We start from the raw sequence: 18,670 nt of genomic DNA, 5'->3' as shown, positions 1-18,670 counted from the left end.
CCGCTCGGATGAACTCGATCAAGCGGCAAGAGACTTGGGCGGTCGCTCGCGTGTGCCGGTGTTCCGCGCGCGTTCTTGCAATTGATCGAGGATGGGAATGACTTCGCTCCAAGTATCCGAAGACAGTATTTTGATTTATCAGCGGTTTCACGAGTGAGATTATCGCTGTTGCTAAGAGCTGTTATCTTCCTACCAAAATAATAATTAAGTTGTCGGCAGATGGGAGGCGTCCATCGTTTGTCGGACTGCCTCAAGCACAGGCTCGCTCAGTCCGGCAAGCTCCGTCGAGATAGCGTAACCTCGGGGTAGTGTGCCAGCCGAGAAAGCGCGAACGTACGCGAGTCGCGAAGCGATTGGACCACAGACTGTCTCCCCCAGTTCGCCCAGCGCCTCCACGATTTGCTGGCCTTCTAAAGTTCGGGGATCGACCCGATTGGGAACGAGAAAGGTCGGGACGTCGGCGCCACGTTTTCCGCGCGCGAAGGCGATGGCCGAAATCGTTTCCTCTGTGGCACTCAGGTCGAGACCCGAGGGTGTACAGGGCAAGACAACAATGTCGGCGACCGCGACCGCAGCGCCAACCGCGTATTCGTGCGGCGGCGTGTCGATAATGGTGACGCTCCCCGGCGATGAGCCGATAAGCTTGGCCCAGCGGGCTGCCTCACCATAACGCAGCGGTACCTCGGAGACTCGGAAGGGAAGCCGTCCAGGCGCGGCCCATTCCGCGGCGGATCGCTGTGGATCGGCATCGATAACATCCACAAAGATGCCGCGCCGATGCAAATCGCCTGCCAAGCTTATGGCAATGGTCGTTTTGCCCGCCCCACCTTTGCGTTGGACGACTGAAATTACCGAGCGCATATGGCTTTTCTCTATGCGAGCAGAGCGCTCTTTCCGCCGATCGTTTCCCATCAATCTAACGAATGATGTTCTCATTCAAGTCCCGGCAAATTGTGCGGGAGTTTTGCCGAATCAGTGTTGCATTCTTGCCTGCTCTAGGGGCTCGGGGCGACGCCGGCGCGGCGCCCGGTGCCGCATCCCAGCAAACGACTCGCCAAACGTTAAAGTTGTCTCTATAAGGCCATCTTAATTTTTTCTAAATCTGGTTACAGTTGAGTCATTCTTGTGGCTGACATTACCGACTTTCGGCTGTCCCGCGAAGCAGGGCGTGGGGCCACGGTCTGCGGGCTTCGGCTTGGCTTTCCGGGTTATTTAGTTGGTCCTGCAGTATTTTTCGTCGATCTTTGCCTGTTGGTCCTTGCGAGTCTGGCCTCCGCGGTCGGCTATCATCGCATTATGCTGCAGGAGGTCGGGGACCTCACGACCTTCATCGGTCTGGCCTGTGCCGTAGCTTTCTATCTCTCGATATTTCTGGCCTACCGCGGCAATTATTCCGTGAGGCGGCTGATGCAGCCCGCCTTCCAGTGTCGCCAGCTCACGTTAGCATGGATCGCGGTCTTCCTCATGCTCGTTACGCTGGCGTTTCTGCTGAAGGTTGGCCCCAATCTCTCCCGTGGGGCGACCGTCGTATTCTTCCTGACTGGCTGGAGTGTGCTGGTCGGCTGGCGCGCTTTGCTCGGCGCCCGGTTGCGCCAAGCTCGCGCCATGCGCGTGATCGCGCCGCGGCAGGTGGTGGTCGTCAGTGATCGCTGCGTCGAAGAGGCGCGCAGCTACCTGCAGGATCTCGCCTTTCACGATTACGAGGTTGCGCAGTTTCGGATCATCCCGACGTCAGAAGACTTCGACGAATTCGGCCGCGAACTGATCGATGTCGCACGCCCGGAGCATCGGATCGACAGCTTCTTTCTCTTGATGGACTGGGGCAGGCCCGATCAGATCGACCGCTTTGCGGAAATCCTGCGTGCTGCGCCACTACCGGTCCGTCTATTTCCCGATCCCAAGGTCTCGCGTTTTCTTGGCCGGCATGAATTGTCTGTCGGAGGGGTCTGGGCGACCGAGATCCAGCGCGCTCCGCTGAGCCTCGAGGAGCGCCTTGCGAAGCGCGCGTTCGACATCGTTGTCTGCGCCGTGCTGCTCATTCTGGCATTGCCACTGCTGCTGGTGGCTGCGCTGCTTGTCAAGCTCGGCTCAAAAGGTCCGGTGTTGTTTACGCAAGCCCGCACTGGCTTTAGCGGAGTACCGTTCAGAATATTCAAGTTTCGCACTCTCACCACGATGGAGGACGGTCGGGTGGTGAAGCAGGTCTCGCGCAATGACGATCGCCTGACTCATGTGGGGCGTTGGTTGCGACGGACCAGCATCGACGAGCTGCCGCAGTTGATCAACATTCTTCGCGGGGAGATGTCGCTGGTGGGGCCACGGCCGCATGCTGCGGCGCATACGGATTATTACGGACAGCTGATCGCAAATTACGCTTATCGGCATCACGTCAAGCCTGGGCTGACGGGCTGGGCGCAGGTCAACGGATTTCGCGGCGAGACCACGCTCTCGCAGATGAAGGCGCGAGTCGATCACGACCTCTGGTACATCGACAATTGGAGCCTGTGGCTCGACGTCAAAATTCTGCTCAAGACCTGCATCGTCCTGCTGGGATCCTCCGCCTATTGAATGTGGCCAGTTGTTGGTAATTCTAAGTGATTCAACCAAGGGATGCGTCTGCGGCATGCTGAATAGTAAAAGTTCCGTAAAACTCCTTGTTCACCATCCGGCTAAAAAAGCATGCTCACAGATCGGGCGAGTCGCCCACCGGGGCGGCACGACTTGGTAGCAAGCATAATTAAAAGGCTGAAACTAAGAGGAAATTTTTGAGATCGCGATGCACAATTCTAGCGATTGACTCCAATACCTCGCGCCGGCTATCTAACCAATAATTAAGCATAGCTCGTGATCCGCCTCCTTTTTAGACCAGGAGGCGCCGGCGAGGGCGAGTGGCGATTTTGTGGAAATGAACCGAGGGTTGTTGCGACCTCCGGTTTTGAAGGGGCAGTTACATGTCTACTTATGACTATACCGAAACTCAGTTTAACGCGCTCATTGGGCCTCATGTCGATTCAACGACGCTTACCGAAATTGACAATTATCTGATTTCGAAGGGATTCTTTCCCACCGCGAGCGATACAATTCGAGTTCAGGGGCTGAACGGCTATCAGCCCGTCGATCCGACGGCGAATGTCCTCATCGAGGGTGACTCGCCTGCTGGCCTGACGACGGACGCCAACGATGCGCTGATCGTGGTCGAGCCCGGCGGGAGCCTTGTGGTCCGCGGCACGCAGGACGTCGGCATTGTGATTGCCGATGGTGGTCCCGCCAAGGTCACGCTGCTCGACAGCGGCAACGATGTGGTGTGGGGCAGCTCAGGCAACGATACGATCACCGCAGGCGCTGGCAACGACACGATCTACGGCGGCGAGGGCAACAACTTCTTGATCGCCGGAACTGGCAACAGCTCCATTTACGGCGGCTCCGGCGACGATGTGTTCTATAACGGCAACGGCGGCAGCAACCATTTCATCGGAGGCGGTGGCAACGACACGTTCTATGGTGGTTCCGGTAACGATACGCTTGAGGCTACCGGGAATGGCCACAACGTGCTCTATGCAGGTAGCGGCAGCCAGACCCTGATCGCGGGCAATGGCGGCGATACCTTGTGGGGCGGTGCTGGCAATGATTCGATGGTTGGCGGCACGGGTGACGACCTGATCGTTTCGCTCGGGTCGGGCAGCAACACCCTGATCTCGGGCGGTGGCAACGATATCCTGCAATCTGCTGGCACTGGCAACGATCTGCTGGTTGGCGGCTCCGGCAACAGCACCCTCACTGCTGGCGCCGGCAACGACACCCTGACCGGCGGTACGGGCAGCGAGCTGCTGACGTCGACGGCCGGTGGCAACACCACGATGACCGGTGGCGGCGGCAATGACACGTTCTACGCCTCGGGCTCCGGCAATGTGTCGATGACCGGTGGCAGCGGCAACGATACCATGTATGCCGGCGGTAGCGGCAACGACACGCTGGTGGCCGGCTCTGGCGCCACCTTGATCTATGCGGGCGACAGCTCAGGTACGGATACGTTTACGCTCAATGGCAACGACACGCTGTTCGGCGGATCTGGCATTGATGTCGTCAACATCAGCGGCTCGGGTAACCAGGCCAATTTGGATGGCGCTTCGGTGGCAATTGCGACCGTCACCGGAGGCGGTGCAAACACAATTTGGGCCGGTTCTGGCAGCGATACGATCGATGCCTCCGCATCCTCGGGCAGCAACCTCTTCATCACCGGTTCGGGAACTGCTTCGATCGCTGGTGGCTCGGGCAACGATCAGTTCGAGGTTACGTCGATCACCAACAGCACGATCGATGGCGGCTCGGGCAGCAACGTCGCCTTCATGGATGGCCTGAATTCGACCGATGTGTCGATCAACACGACGGCCGGCGTCACCACCGTAACTTATGGCGGCAACACGATGACCTTCACCAACGTGCAGGACCTCATCTTCAACGACACCGACTACAAGCCGAGCTGAGCCCTCTCGCGAGATGCTGGCAACGAGCGCCCCCGATTTCGGGGGCGTTTTTGTTTTTTCTAGCGTGCTCTTCGCTCGTCGGCAGTCGCAGGCGCCGGCGAACTCAATGCCTGTTCGCTTGGCAGATCGTCCGTCGACCTACTCGCTGAAGTCGAGCCCGCCGTTGCGCAACTCCCCGAGGATCTGAGGCTTGTCGGCCTGTGGCATCAAGGCTAGCGCATAGAAGTCGTAGCAATTGCCCTTGATCAGCAGCACCTCGTCGAAGCGCGCTTCCAACAGCAGTCGTGCCATCCGTTCTTCGGTAAAGCCCGTATTGTGGGCCATGAAATGGTTGCCCCTCTCGATCGATGCGGCGTGCCCGTAAATCATGTCGAGGGCTGTGATGGGACCGAGCGGGGATTCGTAAGCGACTTCCTCGCCGCGCCCCTGGGCAACCAGGGCGGCGATCGGCTCCAGATCCGGCGAGGTGATGAGGGCGAAGCCGTCAGGCTTGAGCACGCGGACGATTCCGCGTAGCGCCGCGCGGACGTCGTGCGGATAAAGATGTTCAAGGCTATGCGAGCAGTAGACCGCGTCAAAGCTTTTGTCGGCAACCTGACTGAGATCCTCGAGCGAGCCCACGATGTCCGGGGCTACCCGTGGATCGACGTCCATTCGCACTTCTTGCCAGCCACCGGTGCGGAAGCTGCGCTGCAGGCGCTCAGGATTGACCGGGCCGCTGCCAGCGTTGAGAACTTTCTTTACCATTGCATCAACCTACGAAATGAATGACTTCTGCAGCCATTCGCTCATTTACAAACACCTGCTGTTCCCCCGAAGTGCTCGGCGCCGCAAATCCATACCGCCTGCTGCGGCTAGAGAAGGTTGGGTTAAATTTCAATGACATCGTTCAGAATCCGGGGGGGAGTTCAACAGCCGAAGGTGGATGGTTGACGCGCGGGCCCCATCCTCGCGGCGGCCAAGCCAGGGCTGAAAACGGTACCGCGTCCAGCGAGAGGTTAGGGTTGTAATAGGGGTCCTCGAGAAGATGTTCGCCCCATTTGTTGCGGAGGTTGCGGAGCTCGCGCTCGAAGCGCGAGGCCTTGTCGCCGGCCTGATCGCGCCCACGGCTCGCCGATTCATGATGATAAAGTCGCGCAGTTGGCGTCCATACAACGCGCTTGCCTCGGCTGCGTAAGGTCAAGCAGTAGTCGACGTCATTGAAGTTGACAGGAAAGCGCACCTCATCGAGCCCGCCCGCATCGAGGTAGTCGCTGCGCCGCGTCAACAGACAAGCCGCTGTGACGGATCCGCATTCGCGCGCAACTTTCAACATGTCGCCATAGCCAGGATCGCTGGCGAGCCGGTCGTTGCCGATGTGTTGTGCGGCGAAACTCGCACCGAGCGTGACGCCGGCGTGCTGGATCATGCCGCTGGGCCACAGCAGCAGCGCGCCGACGGCTCCCACGTCCGGCTCTGCAAGTCGGCCCTGCATCTCAGCTAGCCAAACGGTGTCCGTCGCCCTGATATCGTTGTTCAGCAACAGCACGTCGTCGCTGTCGCAGGCCTCCACCGCGAGATTGTTGAGCCGCGCGAAGTTGAAGGCACCGGGGACAGTGAGCACATCCGTTCCGCTGCGCTTTAATGTTTCGAGATAATCGAGCATGTCGGCGTCACTCGAGTCGTTGTCGACGACTAGAACACGCGCTCGCGATTTGGTCAGCGCCGGCGCGATGCTGGAAAGGCACGTTGCCAGCAAGTCCTTGCGGTCACGGACAGGGATGATGACGGTGAGCGTGCGTGGATAGGGCTTCCTAGCCACGGCGGCTGCCGGCAAGAGCGCTCCGCGCTGAGCCTTCGTCTCTGCGGCAATGCCGCGCGCCATTAGATGGGTGAGGCTTGCCTTGGCTAGCAGATGGCTGTGCGCAACCACATCCAGCGGTGGCATGCGCCCGAGCGGGATTGGGACATGGACAACTTGTTCGTTGCGCGGCGCGCTATTGTCGTCGAATTGGCTGTTGAATAGACGATAGAGATTCGTTGGTCTTGCCGCGAGCGCGGCCAGTACCGTTGCGCGGTCCATGGCAAAGAACTGCGCGCAATAACCTTGCTCAAGCATCCGTTCGTAGTCGAAGGCGGGGAGGGCCAGCGGCCATGGACGAGCATCCTCGCCAGAGACCTCCAGATCGGAATAGATGACGCGGGCTCGCGGGATAGCTGCAAAGCCCTGAGCTAGCCCTTGCAGCGCAAGCTGGTTGAAGACGGTGCCGGCAGGGGCGAACACCACGACCTCCGCGTCGCTTCCATCGTGAGCGAGAAAGTCGCGCAGCTCGTCGGGATCAAAGCTTCCCGGTCCATCCAGCGCCGGCAGAGCGGCCGCGACCCAGTTGTCGTGCTGTTGCTCGTCGAGGCTTTCCAGTGAGATCTCTTCATTGCCTCCTGCGATAAGCACCACGGCCGTGGGACGATCGACGGTCACAATCGGAGAATGCGACTGAGCCCTTTCATCCCAACGCTTGCGCCAGTCTTCATAGCTTGTAAAGGGAGCAGACGCCGGCAGCAGCCGGTCGAGCATCTGACCGCGCAGGCGCTCAGACTCTGTGTCACCGAAGCTTGCGAAGAACTGTTCGAGCGCATCTGGAAAAGCCACGAACGTCACCGGCGCGACTGTCAATTGCCATTCATCCTCGGTGATGAAGTGGACGCGGCGAACGCGCCCATCCGCGTAATCCGTCGGCAAGTGAAGGTCGAAGGCCTTGACCAGATTGGCATTGTCGATGCCGCCGATATGGCTGAAGCCGCTGGCGCGCGCTTCTGCGATCGGCTCGCCGTCGACGACAGCGCGTACTATCGGCGATTCCGTTGCCGGGCAACGCACCCACCCGCGAAATCGCAAGCCCCCCATCCATTCGGCCGCGCCAAGGTTGCGGCTATCAGTTACCTCTGCGGCTTCATTGAGCTCAAGCGAAGCGCCGATCGGGCCGAGACCGTTGGCAAGGCGAGCTTCGGCAACGCGGCTGTCGCTGACAAGTTCCGGTGTCAAAGCGAATGAGAAGCCGTAGCAGGCATCGCCGATGCCCTTTGCGGCGAGCTCAGGAACGTAAGATTCCGCGCGGGCAAGTCGGACAGGCAGCCCATCGAGCAGGAGTTCGACCACGAATCGGCGGGTCACGTCCTGCGGATCATAGACGAATCCGGAGAAAGCGGTCTCCTCGTTGCGCGCGAATTCGTGGCGCAGCTCCCCGGGAGATGGGGACGACGCGCCGGCGCTGACGCGGGCGGAACGGCGCATTTTCACCATGGGCTTGCCATCCAGCCGAAAAGATCTTCTGCCGTGGCAGCGACGTCATTCGTGGGAGCCAGTGGTAAGTCGGCCTCATGCGCGCCGATATTGCCGAACGACCAGTCGAAGAAGGCCAGCGGAACGCCGACCTCGCTCAACGCCGCTTCGATCATTGGATGACCAAACAAGGGAGCGCGTCGGGCAATCAAAAGCCTATCCAATCGATGAAGTGCCGCCACGCCACCCAACTCGTCGACCGAGAGGCGTCCGGTGACCGTCACACCGCCGAGCGCCATCAGCGCCAAGTCATCAAGCGTTTCGCCCAACACGACAATTCTCGCGTCCGGGCGACGCTGCCGCACGCAACGCACAACGTCGCGCAAGAAGGCGAAGTCTCCGGTGCCGTGCCCAATGGGAAGCAGGCCGAGCGCCGTCCCCCGCGAGGCGACGGCTTTCGGCCGCGTAGGGCTGCGGTTGTCTGAACGGCCGACGAGCCGTACCCTGTGGACGAGATCTGAGGGGAGATGGCGGCGCAAGAAGGCCTCGGCAGCCATATCGGGCGCGAGAATGCAGCTCTCGCGGGACAGCAGATCGAGCCAGCTCTCGCCCGTATTGGACCTGCAATTGCAGGTCTCACCACTCAGCAGCTCCGGGCAGAGGCGGCCCTTCTCATCAAAACCGCCGCCGCGGCAAAGCAATCCGCCATCCGTCACGAGGACATCGAACGCCGCACTGCCATCAATCAGATCCCGCACAAATGCCGCCGGTATGTTAGCCGGATCGGCGAGTACAACGCGCGAGGGACCGCTCGCGATGATGGTCTCGGTGAGTGCCGCTTGATCGGCCGGAAGCTTGAAATCGAGTGATTGCGGAAAGTCGTCGCCGGCATCGCGCAATGCGAGCGTCGTGCCATTTTTGTTGAAGAGGGCAAGAAGCGCCGGTTCAGTGGCGCAGCCTGCGAACTGCTTTGCCACGTCCGCTGCGGCGCCCGGGCCGGATAATACGATTGTCCTTGGCTGGCCGGCGATGAGTTCGCGTTCGATGGCGCCGCGGCTTGACTTCAGCGGATCGAGTGCTTTGAAGGTCGCGCTCTCGCTGCGATAATCGGGGAAGCGAAGGCGCAGCCTTGCGAGGTTGAGCACCACCAGCGCGCGTTTTTCAGCCCTGAAGGACGCCGAGCCGGCATGTCCGACATAGACCGAAGGTGCGCAAACGTTGCGAAAGCCGTGCTGGCGTGCGCGCAGACAAAGATCCACGTCCTCAAGATAGCCGCGATGGTAATGGTCGGATAGTCCCCCGACCGCATCGAGACATTGACGGGTGATATACAGGCAAAAGCCGATGCCATCGGGCATATCGACAACGCGCCCGGCATTGACGCGCGCAGCGATTGCATCGAGATGCGCGACCCTTTCGATGGGGGGCAATGGATTGGCGGTAAAAGCGAGTGGCAGGCTGGTGGCTTCGCCATTGTTCGACAGCGGCGTCACCGTGCCGATGTCGGGAGCCGAGTAGGCCGCCTCGTTCAGCCGCAGGGCAAACCCCTTGGGCACCACCGTGTCGGCGTTGAGCAGGATCACGTCACCGCAAGGCGTAGCGTGCAGCGCACGATTGACGGCACCGATGAAGCCAAGATTGTGGGAGTTGCGGATCAAGTGCACGTTGGGCGCGGTTGCAACGGAATCTAGCAACGCAGCGATGCGCTCGTCCGGCGTTGCATCGTCAACCAGCACGACCATGATCCGATCGTGGTCGTGGACGGCCTGCATCAGGCATTCAAGACAACGGCGGGTCGCTTCGAAATCATCGTAGATTGGAACGATGATGGTGATGTCGGCGGCTGGGCTTCTCGTCCGGCCGATGAGATTTCCTTTAGCTATCGCCCCATGCGCTGCCCGACTGGTGGCAAGCGGCGCTGGAAACGCACTTCGCGCGAGGGCGCGCCGGCCTAGCTTCAGGCTCACGACGCGACGTGTCGTCGAGGGCGGAAACACGACGCTGAAACTTGCTGCATGCTCGGCCTTTGCGGCGAGGGCATGCTGCGGATCGCTCTTGATGGAATGGCTGACCGCTCCCGCATCAGCCTCGATCCGCAGGCTCATCTGTCCGCGGCCCTGCCAAACCGCCCAGCCGGTGAGGCCGTCGCCGACACGATGAATCGCACCGAGCGCAGTCTCGCCCTGACCTTGCAGATGCGTCACCGCTTCGCCGAGCAGGGCCATGTCGCGGTCAAGCTCGATCAGACGCCGCGCAGCAGCGGTGCGATTTTCAACGTCGCCCCATTGCATCAAGCGCCGATTGGCGGCGAGGTCGTCCGGGGCGAGTTCGAGCGCCTTGCTGATGTCCTTGAGTGCAGCGGCCGGAAAGCCGCATCGATGGGCGATCTCGGCGCGCAACGTGTAGTGGCGCGCCTGGGCCACTGGAAGAATTCGACAGCGCCGGTCGGCGAGGTGAAAGGCCTCCTCGAGTTCACCGCGGTCAAGGCTTGCAATGGCGGCCCGCTCCAGAGCAGCGGGATGTTGCTCCGGATCGAGGAGAGCTGCAGTTCGTTCGAGCACGGCGCCCATCGGCTCTAGCGCTTGCGGCTCGCCGCGGCCCTTTTCGCTCGTACGGCACGGCCAGGGGCTGCGATCCTGTAAAAGTCGATAAGGCGCGGCAGACAAACCGTATCGAGGTCGTAACGGCTGACCACGGTCTCCCGTGCGGCACGCCGCATTCCCGCGAAACGGCGCGGATTGGCCAAGGCTTCGATGACGCGCTGGGATAGCTGCTCGATGTCGAAGAAGGGCACGAGAATGCCGTTGCTGCCGTCTATGATCTCGCGCAGCGGCGTTGTGTCCGAGCCGATCATCAGGCAGCCAGCGCTCATCGCTTCCAGCAGCGACCAGGAGAGAACGAAGGGGTAGGTGAAATAGACGTGGGCACTTGAGATCTGCAGCGCCTGCAAGAAGCCGGCGCGATCCAGATCGTCGGTGAAATGAATGCGGCTGTTATCGACCTTGCCTTCGATCTCGCGGAGGAAATAGGAGCGCCAGCTATGGCCTTCCGGCGGGGATAGACCGTAAGGCGTGCCGGAGCCACCAACGATCAAAATCTGGGCCTTTGGCCGGGCCTTCATGATCGCCGGCAGGGCCCGCAGGAAGCAATGGAAGCCGCGCAATGGCTCGTGGCTGCGGGTGGCGAAGGTGACGACTTCATCCGCCTTCGTGAGCACCTTGCCAGAGCGCAGCGTCAGCGCCGCATCGTCGCGCGGGCGGATCGCCTCGGTGTCGACGCCTTCGTGGATCACTTCGATCTTGCTCTGGAAGACGTCTGGGTAGGTGGAGCGCTGCCAGAGGGTCGGCGAGAGGCCGACGTCCGCATCGTCAAGCGCCAGCAGTGTTGCGGCGTTCTTCAGGTGAATGCGGATATGACCGTCGACGCCCATGTCGGGGAACTCGGGATCGAAACCAACGTCCTGGCCATTCGCCCGGTAGTAGAATTCGCAATAGGCGATGATCCGCGCCTCCGGAAATAATGGCCGCAGGGGGAGCATTTCGCCCCAGCCGGGATGGGCAACGACAAGGTCCGGAACGAATCCCTGCTGCTTCAGATTGGAGGCCGAATAGAGCACCTGCTCGGCACGGCGGCACTCCGCCTCAAAGCGTCGTGCAAACGGATGTGCCGCTGCCAGTTCCCCATCGGGGATCATGTACTTCTTCAAGGAAACACCTGGCAGGGTGCGTGCGGTCGGCGACCCGATCGCCGCCATCTGGATGTCGTCGCGGCCGGAGAGCGCTTTACACAGCGGCAGAAACTGCGCAGGAAAATTATTATGAACAAAGAGAATTTTCTGCATGGGTCCTTCGTGGCAGCGCCGATCGCCCAGTCCTAGCACTGGAATCGCCCCCGTGCAGAGTTGACACAATTTAACGCTAAAAATCGACAACGTCTGGTCGGTATATTGCCTTAAACGCTACGCCTTCGCTATGATGTGGCGAATTTCTGGGGGCCTATCTCAATGAAATCGACATCGCTGCAGAAGACGCTTGATCTGCAGAAGGGCTTGTTTTTGATCCGTTATGATTCGGCGGAGGACGCTGCGCTGCCGCCCAAGGTTAGTCTGTCCGTGGATCCGCAAAACTCCGGCTCGGTTGAATTCCTGTTGCCTCCTGAGGTTGAGGAACCGGTGCTCTGGTCGCCGGGCGCCAATGTCGTCGTTCGATTATCGGCACCCGCTCGCCTTCAAGTTGAGCTGAGCGCCCGGTCAGCGGGCGGTTCGCTTGGCGCGCGCATCCAATCGGCACAGTTGTCGACCGATCCGCTCGGCCTTGCGGCTCTGGACGAGGCGCCGCTGGATTTTGCCGGCCTCCGTCTGCTCGGTCATCTCGCCGGGCGCGGTGATACGTCGGTGGGCCTGGGAGAATGGCTTGGGGGCCCGATGGCGCCAACCCGCATCGAGGGTGTCGGCATCGATTGGGCGGAGCGTCCTCAGAATTTCGGAGTGCGCCATTCAGTTCGCGTGGGCGGACCGGGTGAGCCGAAAACCAGCGCTTTTGTTGAGGCCGGCGGATATTCAGGAACCCGGGGGCGGGCGCTGCCACTGGTCGGGGCGACGTTCGAAGTATTTGGTTCTGCGGCCAAGCATTACGAGATCACGGCTGACGCGATCTTCCTGGGCTCGCCGCAGATGAAGGTCGCGGGACAGCGGGTGGTGGTTTCGGGGCCAACCGGCCGGGAGCCGCTCGTCGGCCTGCGGCTGCAGATTGCTTCGACCAGAGCAGCGCAGTCTCCGGCCGCGCGATCGGTGCCCGCGTCGAGCAGTCCAGGTGCCGCCTCCGCAAGCGCGACCGAGCCGGTCCCAAAAAGTCCGGCCCGGAGTGGCAGCGGGCGCGTCCGCGTCTTCAGGAGCAGGGCTGGCGTAAAGGGTTAAAACTCCAAGGAAATTTCTTGCGCTGCAGCATGGCTTGCCGCGGGGCTCGTTTCGCCTATGAAGAGGCTCGCCCGAGGGCTCCAAAACGAGGAAATTGCCTCTTAATTCAGCTGTTTATGATGTTTCGAGTTTTCCTGAAATTGCTCGCTCGCGGGGCGGAAGGATTTGGTTTTCGACACGCAAAAGGTTAAGGTTGGATAGCTGCTTCGCAACTGCACAATGAGTGTGCTGAGCGGGGTGGATGGGTCCCGGGGCGTTGATCTTCGCGGATTGCACAAGCAGAGGTTTGCATGACTGTCGATGCTTCATCCGCCGACGCAGCGGATGTCTCTCTAGCCACGGTTGAGAATGTCGAGCCCACCGGGCTTGCGGCGCTCGTCATTGTGGCGCGGCAGCACGGGCTTCACCTCACCGCATCCCAGCTCACCCACGACAACGTTCTTGCCGGCGGCGAGGTCACGGCTGCGGAGATCGTCAGGTGTGCGCGCAATTCAGGCATGCGCGCCAAGGTCGTGCGTCTGGATTGGGACGGTCTCAGCCAGCTCAAGAAAGCGCTGCCCGCGATCGTTTGCCTCAAGGACGGCAGCAAGATGGTGCTGCTGCGCCTCGAAGGCGACGAAAACAACCCTCGGGTCGTGCTGTGGGATCCGAATGTCGGAGAGGACGCGCTGCTCGTCATCGATCCCATCCGCATGGCGGACGTGTGGACGGGCGAGGTCATCCTCGTCAAGCGCGACTACGAGATTTCGGACGAGACGCAGCCCTTCAGCTTCGGCTTCATCACCGCATTGATCTTCCGCGAGCGTCGGATCGTCCGGGACGTTGCCGTGGCCGCGCTCGTTCTCGGCCTCCTGGCTCTGGCGCCGATCATGTTCTGGCGGCTGTTGTCGGACAAGGTCATTTACTACAAGGCGTTCAATACGTTCTACGTCTTGTGCCTTGCGATGGCGGTGATCATCGCTTTCGAGGCGGTGTTCTTCTTCCTGCGACAATATCTGGTTCACAACCTGACGGCCCGGCTGGATGTGAAGCTGTCGACCTATGTGTTCGAGAAGGTGCTGAATCTCCCCATCGATTATTTCGAGCGCAATCAGGTCGGTCTGATCGCACGCGACATGCGCGAGATCTTCAGGGTGCGGACGTTCCTGGTCGGGCAGTTGTTCGGCACGATCCTGGATTCGACGACGCTGATCTTCTTCCTGCCCGTGATGTTCTTCTTCAGCCCGTTGCTGACGTTCCTCGTGCTCGGGGTCACCGGCCTGATCCTGGGCTGGCTGCTGCTGATGCTGCCGGCCTACCGCAAGAAATCGCAAGCCGTGATGGCCGCGGAGGGTGCGCAAGGCGCCTTCATGGTGCAGAATCTCAACGGCATCCGCACGGTGAAGTCGCTGGCGCTGGATGCCCGGCAAAAGCACATGTGGGACGTTCACGTCGCTCGCGTTGCCAAAGCAAGATTGGCCGAGGGCATGGCCGGCGTGTCGATACAGGCCGTGGTGAGGCCGCTGGAGCGGCTTGCGGTCAGCGGGCCCTATGCCTTCGGCGTCTACCTCGCGATCTCGACCAACGACCCCGTCTATATCGGCGCTCTGTTCGCCTTCCTGATGCTGTCGCAGCGCGTTGCAGCGCCGCTGATGCAGATGGCGCAGCTGGTCAACCAGCTCGACGAAGCGCGCACGGCGGTCAACCTCGTCGGCAACCTGGTCAACCAGCCGCCGGAGGAGGGGCGCTCCGGCCACGGCGTGCGCAACCCGTTGCAGGGGCATGTCGAGTTCTCCGGCGTCACCTTCAAGTACAAGGGCGCTGTCTCGCCGGCGCTGAACAACATCTCGTTCGAGATTCCGAAGGGCACGACGCTCGGGGTGATGGGCAAGAGCGGCTCGGGCAAGACCACGATCACGCGGCTCTTGCAGCGGCTGCACTCGGATTACGGCGGGCTGATCAAGATCGACGGCATCGACGTGCGCGAATACGACGTCGATCACCTCCGTCGCAACATCGGCGTGGTGCTGCAGGAGAACTTCCTGTTCACGGGCACGATCCGGGACAATATCGCCGCGGCAAAGCCGGACGCGACCTTCGACGAGGTGGTGCGCGCCGCGCGCCTTGCCGGCGCCGAGGAGTTCATCGACAAGCTGCCGCGGGGCTATGAGACCTACATCTACGAGGGCTCGCCGAACCTGTCAGGCGGCCAGCGCCAGCGCCTCGCGATCGCCCGCGCGCTGATCGTCGATCCGCCGATCCTGATCCTGGACGAGGCGACCAGCGCGCTGGATGCGGAGAGCGAGGCGATCGTGAACGCCAACATCTCGCGCATCGCCCATGGCCGCACCATGATCATCATCTCGCATCGGCTGTCCTCGCTGGTCGATTGCGATGCGATCCTCGTGCTCAACCGCGGCGTGGTGGACGACATCGGCCGCCACGAGGAGCTGCTGGCGCGCAACGACATCTACAGCGGCCTCTGGCACCAGCAGAACAGCCACGCCATGCCGCAACGCCGCCCGCGCGCCAATCTGGGAGGGCCGACCCTTGTCTCGTAACGCCCCCGCGCTGACGACCGTCCGTCAGTTCCAGTCCGAAACCGACGCCATCCGCGAGGCGCCGGAGCCGATCGTCGCGCGCGCGACGCTGTGGGTGCTGGTGGCCTTCCTTGCTTCGCTCGTCGCCATCATGTTCCTGACGCGGCTCGACCGTGTCGTCTCCAGCGTCGGCGGCAAGATCGTGCCTCTGGACCAGATCAACGTGCTCCAGGCGCTGGATCCCTCGATCATCAAGACCATTGACGTGCGCGAGGGCGAGCAGGTCAAGGCCGGCCAGCTCTTGGCGACGCTGGATTCGACCTTCACCTCCGCGGATGTCACCCAGTTCAAGCAGCAGGTCGCGAGCCTCGAGGCGCAGGTCCTGCGCGACAAGGCCGAGCTCGCCAAGGCCCCGCTGGTCTTCCCCGACCGCCCCGACTCCGAGTTCAGGAACTACGCGACCCTGCAGAAGGCGCTCTACGAGCAGCGCAAGGCGCAATATGCCGCGCAGATCGCCAGCTACGATTCCAAGATCAGCCAGACCGAAGCCACCATCGCCAAGCTGAAGAAGGACGACGAGCGCTTTGGCCAGCGTGCCGACATCGCCGGAAAGATCGAGGACATGCGCTCCAGCCTCGCCGAGACCGGCAGCGGATCGAAGCTGAACCTCTACATCTCGCAGGACAGCCGCCTCGAACTGCTGCGCCAGATCGACAGCACCCACAACAGCCTGCTGGAGGCGCAGCATCAGCTGGAATCGCTCAAGGCCGATCGCCAGGCCTTTGCCCAGCAGTGGAACGCGCAGCTCAGCCAGGATCTCGTCACCACCCAGAACGCGCTCGATACCGCGCGCGCCTCCTACGACAAGGCGGTGCGGCACCAGGATTTGGTGCGGCTGACCGCCGAGGAGCCCTCGGTGGTGCTGACGCTGGCCAAGCTCTCGGTCGGCTCAGTGCTGAAGCCCGGCGATCCCTTCATCACCCTGATGCCGCTGACGACGCGGCTCGACGCCGAGATCAAGATCGCCTCGCGCGACATCGGCTTCGTCCGCCCCGGCGACCGCTGCACCCTGAAGGTCGACGCGTTCAATTATGCCGAGCACGGCACCGCCGAAGGCAAGATCCGCTGGGTCAGCGAGGGCGCCTTTACCGTCGATGACAACGGCCAGCCGAGCGAGGCCTATTACAAGGCGCGCTGCTCGGTCGACCGCACCGATTTCCGCGACGTTCCCGCGAGCTTCCGCCTGATCCCGGGCATGACGCTGACCGGTGACGTCCATGTCGGCACCCGCTCCGTCGCGGCCTATCTGATCGGCGACATGCTCAAGGGTCTCGGCCAGGCCATGCGCGAGGCGCAATGAGGGCGACAGCTCGCATGCGCACGCCAAAACTCTTGCGCCGCTTCAAGCCGTGGACGTCGCTCGCGCCGGCCGCTCTGGTCCAGCGCGGGCTCGCCGCGCATGAGCGCGGCGCCTTCATGGAGGCGTTCGAAGCCTGGCAGATCGCGGCGAAGGGCGGCGCGGCCGAAGCGGCCTACCACATCGGCCGGCTCTATCTGCAGGGGCAGGGCGTCGTGCGCTCGCTGCCGGATGCGGCGGACTGGTATCAGCGCGCCGCCGAGGCCGGCCATGCCGAGGCCCAGCTCGTCCTCGGCCGGTTGCTGCTCGAAGGCGCGGCCGCCATCGTCGCGCTCCATTCGCCCGAGGTCTGGCGCCAGGAAGCTGTCAAGTCAGCCGCCAAGGCCGACGAGCAGGTCCCGCTCGCCAAGGTGATCTTCCCGCACGGCCTCGCCGTCGAGAAGCAGCCCGAGCGCGGCTTCGGCTGGATCGCCAAGGCCGCCGAAGCGGGGAATGCCGAGGCCCAGGCGCTGCTCGCCGAGCTGCTGCGGCAGGGCCGCGGCTGCGCGCAAGATTTTGCCGCGGCGCGCGAATGGTACGAGAAGGCGGCGGCGCAGGGCTTTGCCGGCGGCGAGTTCGGCCTCGGCGACATTCATTTCCAGGGCCTGGGCGTGCCCAGGGATGCCGAGCTCGCGGCGTCCTGGTATCGCAAGGCCGTCGAGAAAGAACATGTCCGCGCCAAGGTGGCGCTGGCCTTCCTGCACCTCAACGGCGCCGGCGTTGCGAAGGACGTGGCGGAGGCGGCTCGGCTGTTCGCAGAGGCGGCCCGGCGCGAGGACGTCACCGCACTGTACAACATCGGCCTCTTGTATCTGCGCGGCGAGGGCGTTGCGAAATCCGTCGACAAGGCCGAGACGGCACTGCGCAAGGCCGCGCGTCGCGGCCATTTGCCGGCGATCCAGGCCCTCGGCGAGTTCTATTCCAAGGGCATCGCCACCGAGCCGGACCTGCGCGAGGCCGCGCACTTTTATCTCCAGGCCGCCGAGCGCGGCGACGTGCAGGCCCAGTTCTTCACCGGCCGCTTCTATGCCACCGGCCAGGGCGTCGCCCCCAGCGTGCGCGAAGCCGCCAAATGGTTTCTGAAGGCCGCCGAGAACGGCCACGCCACGGCCGGCTACAACGTCGCCGTGTTCTATCTCAAGGGCACCGGCATCGCCCAGGACATCGGCGCCGCGATCAAATGGTTCGAGTTCGCCGCCAATGCCGGCATCCCGGCCGCCCAGGTGCAGCTCGGCCAGCTCTATTCCGCCGGCACCGGCGTCGACCGCGACCACGCCCGCGCGGAAGAATGGCTGGCCAAGGCCGCGAGCGGTGGCGATGCCGAGGCCGGCCTTGCCTATGCGACCTTCCTCATCCAGTCCGGCAAGGACGAGGCGCGGCTCGCCCGTGCCGCCGAACTCCTGACGCCGGCGGCCGCGAGCGGCCACGCCGCGGCGAGCCTGCAGCTCGGCCACTTACGCGCCGGCCGTTTCGGCGGGGCGGCCGACTGGCCGGAGGCGGCGAAATGCTACCTGCGCGCCGCCGAGGCTGGGCTATCCGACGCCATGCTCGCGCTCGGCAGTCTCTACGCCGATCCCGCAACCGGCCTTGCCGATGCCAAGGCCGCCGCGCACTGGTTCGAGAAGGCGGCTGCGGCAGGCAACATGATCGCCCAATTCCAGGTAGGGGTGATGTATTGCACCGGCAACGGCGTCGAGCAGGATCTCGCCAAGGGCGTCGCCTGGTATGAAGCTGCGGCCAGGCAAGGCCATCAACTCGGCCAGTTCAACCTCGCCGTGATGCTGTCGAAGGGGCAGGGGTGCGAGGCCGATCCCGAGCGGGCATTCGAGTGGTTCGAGCGGGCGGCCGAACAGGGCTTAGCGGCGGCACAGCTTAGCGTTGGCGATGCGCTCCATTCCGGGAATGGTGTCGCGCAGGATCTTGACGCGGCGAGGGCCTGGTTTGAGAAGGCGGCTGGCCAAGGGAATGAAATGGCGAAGCAGAGACTGAGTGCTATCGGACTATCGCAAAGCGGTCATGCGGCCGACGCAGCGCGGGGGTGAACAGCGATCCACATTGCGGGCCTCTGAACGATGGATGAATCTTGAGCGCTGCGAT

General features: G+C 62.5%; 11 protein-coding genes. 6 read left to right on the top strand and 5 right to left on the bottom strand.

The features are described 5' to 3' along the window. Positions 1–204: 204 nt before the first annotated feature. Positions 205–861, bottom strand: coding sequence for a ParA family protein (locus XI05_RS19820; protein WP_271504888.1), 657 nt, complete (start codon positions 859–861; stop codon positions 205–207). 264 nt (positions 862–1,125) lie between these two features. Here XI05_RS19820 and XI05_RS19815 point away from each other — a divergent pair, with 264 nt between their 5' ends. Both XI05_RS19815 and XI05_RS19810 read left to right on the top strand, forming a co-directional pair. Continuing rightward, positions 1,126–2,568: an exopolysaccharide biosynthesis polyprenyl glycosylphosphotransferase gene (locus XI05_RS19815; protein WP_271504886.1), complete on the top strand. Its 1,443-nt coding sequence runs from the start codon at positions 1,126–1,128 to the stop codon at positions 2,566–2,568. A gap of 383 nt (positions 2,569–2,951) precedes the next feature. Continuing rightward, positions 2,952–4,484 (top strand): calcium-binding protein, encoded by a 1,533-nt coding sequence (locus XI05_RS19810; protein ID WP_271504883.1) that lies wholly within the window; start codon positions 2,952–2,954, stop codon positions 4,482–4,484. 138 nt (positions 4,485–4,622) lie between these two features. Here the strand turns inward: XI05_RS19810 and XI05_RS19805 are convergent, their stop codons facing one another. The 4 genes from XI05_RS19805 to XI05_RS19790 form a co-directional block, all read right to left on the bottom strand. After that, the gene (locus tag XI05_RS19805; RefSeq protein ID WP_271504881.1) at positions 4,623–5,231 is read right to left on the bottom strand and encodes a class I SAM-dependent methyltransferase; all 609 of its coding nucleotides are present in this window, start codon (positions 5,229–5,231) and stop codon (positions 4,623–4,625) included. A gap of 142 nt (positions 5,232–5,373) precedes the next feature. Beyond that, positions 5,374–7,764 (bottom strand): glycosyltransferase family 2 protein, encoded by a 2,391-nt coding sequence (locus tag XI05_RS19800; protein ID WP_271504879.1) that lies wholly within the window; start codon positions 7,762–7,764, stop codon positions 5,374–5,376. Further along, positions 7,758–10,313, bottom strand: a complete 2,556-nt coding sequence (locus tag XI05_RS19795; protein ID WP_271504877.1) for a glycosyltransferase family 2 protein — start codon at positions 10,311–10,313, stop codon at positions 7,758–7,760. Before XI05_RS19795 ends, XI05_RS19800 begins: the two co-directional genes overlap by 7 nt. Before the next feature lie 5 nt (positions 10,314–10,318). Next, complete coding sequence (locus XI05_RS19790) at positions 10,319–11,584, bottom strand: glycosyltransferase (protein WP_271504875.1); 1,266 nt, start codon at positions 11,582–11,584, stop codon at positions 10,319–10,321. A 162-nt stretch (positions 11,585–11,746) separates the two neighbouring features. Here XI05_RS19790 and XI05_RS19785 point away from each other — a divergent pair, with 162 nt between their 5' ends. From XI05_RS19785 to XI05_RS19770, 4 genes are all read left to right on the top strand, one after another. Next, on the top strand, positions 11,747–12,658 hold the full coding sequence (locus XI05_RS19785; protein ID WP_271504873.1) for a hypothetical protein: 912 nt from the start codon (positions 11,747–11,749) through the stop codon (positions 12,656–12,658). A 290-nt stretch (positions 12,659–12,948) separates the two neighbouring features. Continuing rightward, the gene (locus XI05_RS19780; protein WP_271504871.1) at positions 12,949–15,198 is read left to right on the top strand and encodes a peptidase domain-containing ABC transporter; all 2,250 of its coding nucleotides are present in this window, start codon (positions 12,949–12,951) and stop codon (positions 15,196–15,198) included. Next, positions 15,188–16,537 carry an HlyD family type I secretion periplasmic adaptor subunit gene (locus XI05_RS19775; protein WP_271504869.1) on the top strand — a complete coding sequence of 450 codons (1,350 nt, stop codon included), beginning with the start codon at positions 15,188–15,190 and terminating at the stop codon, positions 16,535–16,537. The genes XI05_RS19780 and XI05_RS19775 overlap by 11 nt, the downstream gene beginning before the upstream one ends. After that, positions 16,534–18,615 carry a tetratricopeptide repeat protein gene (locus XI05_RS19770; protein ID WP_271504867.1) on the top strand — a complete coding sequence of 694 codons (2,082 nt, stop codon included), beginning with the start codon at positions 16,534–16,536 and terminating at the stop codon, positions 18,613–18,615. Before XI05_RS19775 ends, XI05_RS19770 begins: the two co-directional genes overlap by 4 nt. The last annotated feature ends 55 nt before the right edge of the window (positions 18,616–18,670 follow it).

The sequence above is a fragment of the Bradyrhizobium sp. CCBAU 11357 genome (genome assembly GCF_028128865.1).
GTDB lineage: Bacteria > Pseudomonadota > Alphaproteobacteria > Rhizobiales > Xanthobacteraceae > Bradyrhizobium.
This window is presented reverse-complemented; position numbering and strand designations above follow the sequence as displayed.

Bases quoted from the DNA above. Each gene is read 5' to 3' on its own strand.
- XI05_RS19770 (WP_271504867.1), top strand. From the start codon at position 16,534: ATGAGGGCGACAGCTCGCATGCGCACGCCAAAACTCTTGCGCCGCTTC.
- XI05_RS19795 (WP_271504877.1), bottom strand. From the start codon at position 10,313: ATGGGCGCCGTGCTCGAACGAACTGCAGCTCTCCTCGATCCGGAGCAA.
- XI05_RS19780 (WP_271504871.1), top strand. From the start codon at position 12,949: ATGACTGTCGATGCTTCATCCGCCGACGCAGCGGATGTCTCTCTAGCC.
- XI05_RS19785 (WP_271504873.1), top strand. From the start codon at position 11,747: ATGAAATCGACATCGCTGCAGAAGACGCTTGATCTGCAGAAGGGCTTG.
- XI05_RS19800 (WP_271504879.1), bottom strand. From the start codon at position 7,764: ATGGTGAAAATGCGCCGTTCCGCCCGCGTCAGCGCCGGCGCGTCGTCC.
- XI05_RS19790 (WP_271504875.1), bottom strand. From the start codon at position 11,584: ATGCAGAAAATTCTCTTTGTTCATAATAATTTTCCTGCGCAGTTTCTG.
- XI05_RS19805 (WP_271504881.1), bottom strand. From the start codon at position 5,231: ATGGTAAAGAAAGTTCTCAACGCTGGCAGCGGCCCGGTCAATCCTGAG.
- XI05_RS19810 (WP_271504883.1), top strand. From the start codon at position 2,952: ATGTCTACTTATGACTATACCGAAACTCAGTTTAACGCGCTCATTGGG.
- XI05_RS19820 (WP_271504888.1), bottom strand. From the start codon at position 861: ATGCGCTCGGTAATTTCAGTCGTCCAACGCAAAGGTGGGGCGGGCAAA.